At 76.7% G+C, this 7105-nt stretch carries 1 protein-coding gene (running past one end of the window); it reads left to right on the top strand.

Annotation, left to right across the window (positions count from 1 at the left end):
* Positions 1 to 19: 19 nt before the first annotated feature.
* Positions 20 to 7105: the beginning of a type I polyketide synthase gene (locus tag H1D33_RS10560; protein WP_307755388.1), read on the top strand. It continues 22788 nt past the right edge of the window; 7086 of the gene's 29874 nt are visible here — the first part of the coding sequence; it begins with the start codon at positions 20 to 22; its stop codon lies beyond the right edge, outside the window.

Genomic DNA, 7105 nt, shown 5'->3' with positions numbered 1-7105 from the left:
CCCACGTACGGAGTAGATGATGTCCACGTCCGCAGACAAGGTCGTCGAGGCGCTTCGGGCCTCCCTCAAGGAGACCGGCCGGCTCAAGCAGCTCAACCAGCAGCTCACCGCCGCCGCCCGGGAACCGATCGCGATCGTCGCGATGTCCTGCCGCTATCCCGGCGGGGTGTCCACCCCCGAGCAGTTGTGGGAGCTGGTGGACGCCGGCGGCGACGCGATCGGCGGCTTCCCCACCGACCGGGGCTGGGACCTGGCCAACCTCTACGACCCGTCCGCCGACCGGGTCGGCCGCTCCACCACCCAGCAGGGCGGCTTCCTCTACGACGCGGCCGGCTTCGACGCCGAGTTCTTCGGCATCAGCCCCCGCGAGGCCCTCGCCATGGACCCGCAGCAGCGGCTGCTGCTGGAAACCTCGTGGGAGGCGTTCGAGACCGCCGGCATCGCCCCCTCGTCGGTGCGCGGCCAGAAGGTCGGCGTGTTCGTCGGCACCGCCGCCAACGGCTACGGCGCCGCCGCCGACGGCGCCGCCACCGACGCCGACGAGGGCTACCTGCTCACCGGCACCGTCACCAGCGTGGTCTCCGGGCGGATCGCGTACGCGCTCGGCCTGGAAGGGCCGGCCGTCACCGTGGACACCGCCTGCTCCTCGTCGCTCGTCGCGCTGCACCTGGCCGCGCAGGCGTTGCGGGCCGGCGAGTTCGACCTGGCGCTGGCCGGCGGCGTGACCGTGATGGCCAGCCCCAGCGCGTTCGTCGGCTTCTCCCGCCAGCGGGGCCTCGCCTCCGACGGGCGGTGCAAGTCGTTCGCCGGCGCCGCCGACGGCACCGGCTGGGCCGAGGGCGTCGGCCTGCTGCTCGTCGAACGGCTCGCCGACGCCCGCCGCAACGGCCACCCGGTCCTCGCGGTGCTGCGCGGCAGCGCGATCAACCAGGACGGCGCGTCCAACGGGCTCACCGCCCCCAACGGCCCCTCCCAGCAGCGGGTCATCCGGCAGGCGCTGAGCAACGCCCGGCTGGACACCGGCGACGTGGACGTGGTCGAGGCGCACGGCACCGGCACCACGCTCGGCGACCCGATCGAGGCGCAGGCGCTGCTGGCCACGTACGGGCGGGACCGCGACGGGCGGGACCCGCTGTGGCTCGGCTCGATCAAGTCGAACCTGGGCCACAGCCAGTCCGCCGCCGGCGTCGCCGGCGTGATCAAGATGGTGCAGGCCATCCGGCACGGCCGGCTGCCCGCCACGCTGCACGTCGACACGCCGTCCCCGCACATCGACTGGACCGCCGGCGCGGTGGAACTGCTCACCGAGGCGCGGAGCTGGCCGGCGGTGGACCGGCCGCGCCGCGCCGCGATCTCCTCGTTCGGCATCAGCGGCACCAACGCCCACGTCATCGTGGAACAGGCCGACCCGACGCCCGCCCCGGCGGTCGACACCGACCGGCCGGCCCTGATCGCCGGCGCCGCGACCGTGTGGCCGCTCTCCGCCCGGTCCGCCGACGCGCTGCGCGAGCAGGCCGCCCGGCTGGCCCGTCACGTCCGCGCGCACGCCGACCTCGACCCGGCGCGGCTGGCCTGGTCGCTGGTCACCACCCGGTCGGTGTTCGAGCACCGGGCCGCCGTGGTCGCCGCCGACCCCGACCAGCTCCTCGCCGGCCTGGACGCGGTCGCCGCCGGCACGCCCGCCGCCACGGTCGTCACCGGGCACGCCGGCGAGCCGGGGGAGGGACCGGTCTGGGTGTTCCCCGGCCAGGGCGCGCAGCACGCCGCCATGGCCGCCGAGCTGATCGGCGCCGCGCCGGTCTTCGACGAGGCGCTCGCCGAGTGCCAGGCCGAACTGGACCGCTGGCTCGACGTCGACGTGGTCGGCGTGCTCACCGGCGCCGACACCTCGTGGCTGACCCGCTCCGAGATCGCCCAGCCGGCGCTGTTCGCGGTCGGCGTGGCACTGGCCCGGCTGTGGCGGCACGCCGGGATGAGCCCGCGCGCCGTGATCGGCCACTCCCAGGGCGAGATCGTCGCCGCCCACGTGGCCGGCGCGCTCACCCTCGCCGACGCGGCCCGGGTGCTGTCGCTGCGGCTGCGGGCGCTGGCCGACGTCGCCGGCACCGGCACCATGGCCGCCGTCGACCTGCCCGCCGCCGAACTCGCCGCCCGCCTGCCCGAGGGCGTCACCGTCTCGGTGGTCAACGGTCCCGCCACCACCGCCGTGGCCGGGCCGCCGCAGGCCGTCGCCGACCTGATCGCCACGCTGGTCGCCGACGGGGTACGCGCCCGCCCGGTGGCCGTCGACTACGCCTCGCACTCCCCGGCCGTGGCGCCGGTCGCCGACCGGCTCCGCACCGAACTGGCCGGGCTGACGCCTCGCGCCGGCGACGTGCCGATCATCTCCACGGTCACCGGCGACCGGATCGACGGCACCCGCCTCGACGCCGATCACTGGGCCGACAACCTGCGCCTGCCGGTGCTCTTCGACACCGCCGTGCGGACCGCGATCGACGCCGGGCACACCGACTTCGTCGAGGTGTCCCCGCACCCGGTGCTCACCATGTCGATCGCGGCCATCCTGGACGACACCGGCACCACCGGCCGCGCGCTGTCCACGCTGCGACGCGGCGAGGACGCCCGGCTGCGGCTGCTGACCAGCATCGCCCACGCCCACGCGCACGGCCTGCCGGTGGACCTGGCCCGGGTCCTCGCCCCCGCGCCGGTGCTCACCGGCCTGCCCACGTACGCGTTCCAGCGGCGCCGCTACTGGCCGGAGCGGATCGCGGCGAGCGCCGCCGGCCCGGTCGGCCCGGACGTCGTCGACGTGGAGTTCTGGTCGGCGGTGGAACGCGCCGACGTCGCCGCGCTCACCACCGGGGACGCCGACCCGGAGGTGCTCGCCCCGGCGCTGCCGCTGCTGTCCTCCTGGCGCCGCGTCCGGCTCCAGCGGGCCGTGCTGGACGGCTGGTCCTACCGGGTCGGCTGGCAGCCGGCCACCGGCGGCGGCACCCCGGCCGTCGCCGACCTGCTGGCGGTGACGCCGGCCGGCGACGAGCGGGCCGACGCCTGGCTGGCCGCGCTCGCCGCCGCGCTGCCCGACGGGTCGACGCTGCGCACGCTGACCGTGGACCCGGTCCACGCCACCCGCGCCGAGCTGGCCGCCTCGCTCACCGACGAGCCGACCGCGATCGTGTCCCTGCTCGGGCTCGCCGACACCGGCCACCCGGGCCACCCCGGCATCTCCACCGGCCTGGTCGCCACCACCCGGCTGGTGCAGGCCGCCCAGGACGCCGGCCGCGCCGCGCCGCTGTGGTGCGTCACCCGGGGCGGCGTGGGCACCGGTCCGGACGAGCCGGTCGCCAGCGCCGCCCAGGCCGCGCTCTGGGGCCTGGCCCGGGTGATCGGCCTGGAACACCCCCGGCAGTGGGGCGGCGTGGTCGACCTGCCCGCCGCGCCCGACGCGGCCACCTGGGCCGAGGTGGCCCGCATCCTCACCGGCGGCGGCGACGAGGACCAGTTCGCGGTCCGCCCCTACGGCACGTTCGTCCGCCGGCTGGCCCGCACCACCGCGCGGACCGCCGGGCAGCTCACCGGCTGGCAGCCGCGCGGCACCGTGCTGATCACCGGCGGCACCGGCGCGATCGGCGCCCAGGCCGCCCGCTGGCTCGCCGCCAACGGCGCCGAGCACCTGGTGCTCACCAGCCGCCGCGGCCTCGACGCCGCCGGGGCCCGCGAGCTGGCCGACGAGCTGACCACCGACGGGGTACGGGTCACCGTGGTCGCCTGCGACCTGGCCGACCGGGAGCAGGTCGCCGCGCTGGTCGCCGGCCTGGACGACGTCGCGCCGCTGACCGCCGTGCTGCACGCCGCCGGGATCACCCGGCTCACCGCGCTGGTCGACACCGACCTCGACGTGTTCGACCACGTGATGGCCGGCAAGGTCGCCGGCGCCGTCCACCTCGACGAGCTGCTCGGCGACCGGCCGCTCGACGCGTTCGTGCTGTTCGCCTCCATCTCCGGCGTGTGGGGCAGCGGCGGCCAGGCCGCGTACGCGGCGGCGAACGCCCACCTGGACGCGCTCGCCGAGCAGCGCCGCGCCCGGGGACTGGCCGCCACCTCGATCTCCTGGGGCGCCTGGGCCGAGGGTGGGATGGCCACCACCGAGGAGGCCCAGCGACTGCTCAGCCGCCGGGGGCTCAACCCGATGCAGCCGGCCGCCGCGCTGCTGGCCCTGCGCCGCGCCGTCGAGCACGGCGAGACCACCCTCGTCGTGGCGGACGTCGACTGGGCCCAGTTCGCGCCCGCGTACGCCTCCGCCCGGCCCCGGCCGCTGCTCGCCGACATCCCGGAGGCCCGCGACGCGCTGGCCGAGCGGCCCGCCGAGGAGGTCGACGACCGGGCCGCCGGACTGCGCCGGCAACTGCTCGACCTGCCCCTCGCCGACCGGGAACGGCGCCTCACCGACCTGGTCCGCGACCACGCCGCCGCGGTGCTCGGCCACGCCGGCAGCGACGCGGTACGCCCCCGGCGCGCGTTCCGCGACCTCGGCTTCGACTCGCTGACCGCGGTGGAGCTGCGCAACCAGCTCACCGCCGCCACCGGGCTGTCGCTGCCCACCACCGTCATCTTCGACTACCCCAGCCCGGCCGTGCTCGCCGGTCAGCTCGCCACGCTGCTGCGGCTGCCCGAATCCGGTGACGCCGCCGCCGACACCCCCGCCGGCCCGGCGACCGCCGACGAGCCGATCGCGATCGTCGGCATGAGCTGCCGCTACCCGGGCGGCGTCAGCGACCCGGACGGGCTGTGGGAGCTGGTCGCCGAGGGCCGCGACGGCATCACCGAGTTCCGCACCGACCGGGACTGGGACCTCGACCGGCTCTTCGCCGACGACCCGGACGCCCCGGGCCGCTCGTTCACCCGCCACGGCGGGTTCATCGACCGGGCCACCGAGTTCGACCCTGACTTCTTCGGCATCAGCCCGCGTGAAGCCCTCGCGATGGACCCGCAGCAGCGGCTGCTGCTGGAGGCCACCTGGGCGGCGTTCGAACAGGCCGCGCTCGCCCCGGACGCGCTGCACGGCACCTCCACCGGCGTGTTCGTCGGCGCGTCCCCGTCCGGCTACGGCGCCGGCGACGAGACCCGCGACCTGGACGGCTACCGGCTGACCGGGGGCGCGCACAGCGTCATCTCCGGCCGGGTCGCCTACACGTTCGGGTTGGAGGGTCCGGCGGTCACCGTGGACACCGCCTGCTCGTCGTCGCTGGTCGCGCTGCACCTGGCGGTGCAGTCGCTGCGCGCCGGCGAGTGCGACCTGGCGCTCGCCGGCGGCGTGAACGTGCTGGTCACCCCGGGCGCGTTCGTCGAGTTCACCCGCCAGGGCGGCCTCGCCGCCGACGGCCGGTGCCGGTCCTTCGCCGCGTCCGCCGACGGCACCGGCTGGTCCGAGGGCGTCGGCGTGCTGGTGGTGGAGCGGCTGTCCGACGCCCGCCGCAACGGCCACCGGGTGCTCGCCGTGGTCCGCGGCTCCGCGGTCAACCAGGACGGCGCGTCCAACGGCCTCACCGCCCCGAACGGACCGTCCCAGCAGCGCGTCATCCGGGCCGCGCTGACCGCCGCCGGGCTCACCCCGGCCGACGTGGACGCGGTGGAGGCGCACGGCACCGCCACCACGCTCGGCGACCCGATCGAGGCGCAGGCGCTGCTGGCCACGTACGGGCAGGAACGGGCCGGCGAGCCGCTGTGGCTGGGCTCGATCAAGTCGAACATCGGGCACAGCCAGGCCGCCGCCGGCGTCGCCGGGGTGATCAAGATGGTGCAGGCGATGCGGCACGGCGTGCTGCCCCGCACGCTGCACGTGGACGCGCCGACCCCGCACGTCGACTGGTCGGCCGGCGCGGTGGAACTGCTCACCGAGGCCCGGCCGTGGCCGGCGGTGGACCGGCCCCGCCGGGCGGCGGTCTCCTCGTTCGGCGTCAGCGGCACCAACGCCCACATCGTCATCGAGCAGCCGCCGGCCACCGAACCCGAGGCGACCGAGGCTCCCGCGCCGCCGCTGGTGCCGGTGCTGGTGTCCGCGCGCGGCGACGGCGGGCTGGCCCGGCAGGCGGCCCGCTGGGCCGACGCGTTCGCCGCGCCGGAGCGGCCCGACCTGCGCGACGCCGCCCGCACGTCGCTGACCGCGCGGACCGCGCTGGAGCACCGGGCGGTGCTGCTCGCCGCCGACCCCGACGAACTGGTCGCCGGGCTGCGCGCGCTCGCCGCCGGCGCGCCCGCCGAGAACCTGGTCACCGGCCGCGCCACCGACCGGGGCCCGGTCGCGCTGCTGTTCTCCGGGCAGGGCGCGCAGCGCGCCGGCATGGGTCGGGAGCTGTCCGAGGCGTTCGGTGCGTTCGCCGCCGCGCTGGACGAGGTGTGCGCGCAGCTCGATCCGCTGTTGCCGCAGCCGCTGAAGCCGGTGCTGTTCGGCGACGGCGACCTGCTGGACGAGACGCAGTTCACCCAGGCCGGCCTGTTCGCGGTCGAGGTGGCCCTGTTCCGCCTGGTGGAGTCGTTCGGGGTCACCCCGGACTTCGTGGGCGGGCACTCGATCGGTGAGGTCACCGCCGCGTACGTGGCCGGGGTGCTGTCGCTGCCGGACGCGTGCACGTTGGTGGCGGCGCGGGGACGGTTGATGCAGGCGCTGCCGGCCGGCGGCGGAATGCTCGCGGTCGCGGCACCCGAGGCCGAGGTGGCCGCGTCGATCGCCGGACACCCGGAGGTCGGGATCGCGGCGGTCAACGGCCCGTCGTCGGTGGTGGTGTCCGGCCCGGTGCAGACGCTTGACGAGGTCGAGCGGACCTGGCGGGAACGCGGCGTGCGGACCCGCCGGTTGACGGTGTCGCACGCGTTCCACAGTCCGCTGATGGAGCCGATGCTCGCCGAGTTCCGGACCGTGCTCGACGGGTTGAGCTTCGCCGCGCCGCTGCTGCCGGTGGTGTCGAACGTGACCGGGGCGCTGGCGGCGGGCGACGACCTGCGGACCCCGGACTACTGGGTGCGGCATGTGCGCGAGGCGGTGCGGTTCGCCGACGGGGTGACCGCGCTGCGGGCCGCCGGGGTGGACACGTTCCTGGAGATCGGC

It is taken from the genome of Micromonospora ferruginea, from assembly GCF_013694245.2.
Classification (GTDB): Bacteria; Actinomycetota; Actinomycetes; order Mycobacteriales; family Micromonosporaceae; genus Micromonospora; species Micromonospora robiginosa.
Note: the sequence above shows the minus strand (reverse complement) of the source record. Positions and strands in the feature narration are given on the sequence as shown.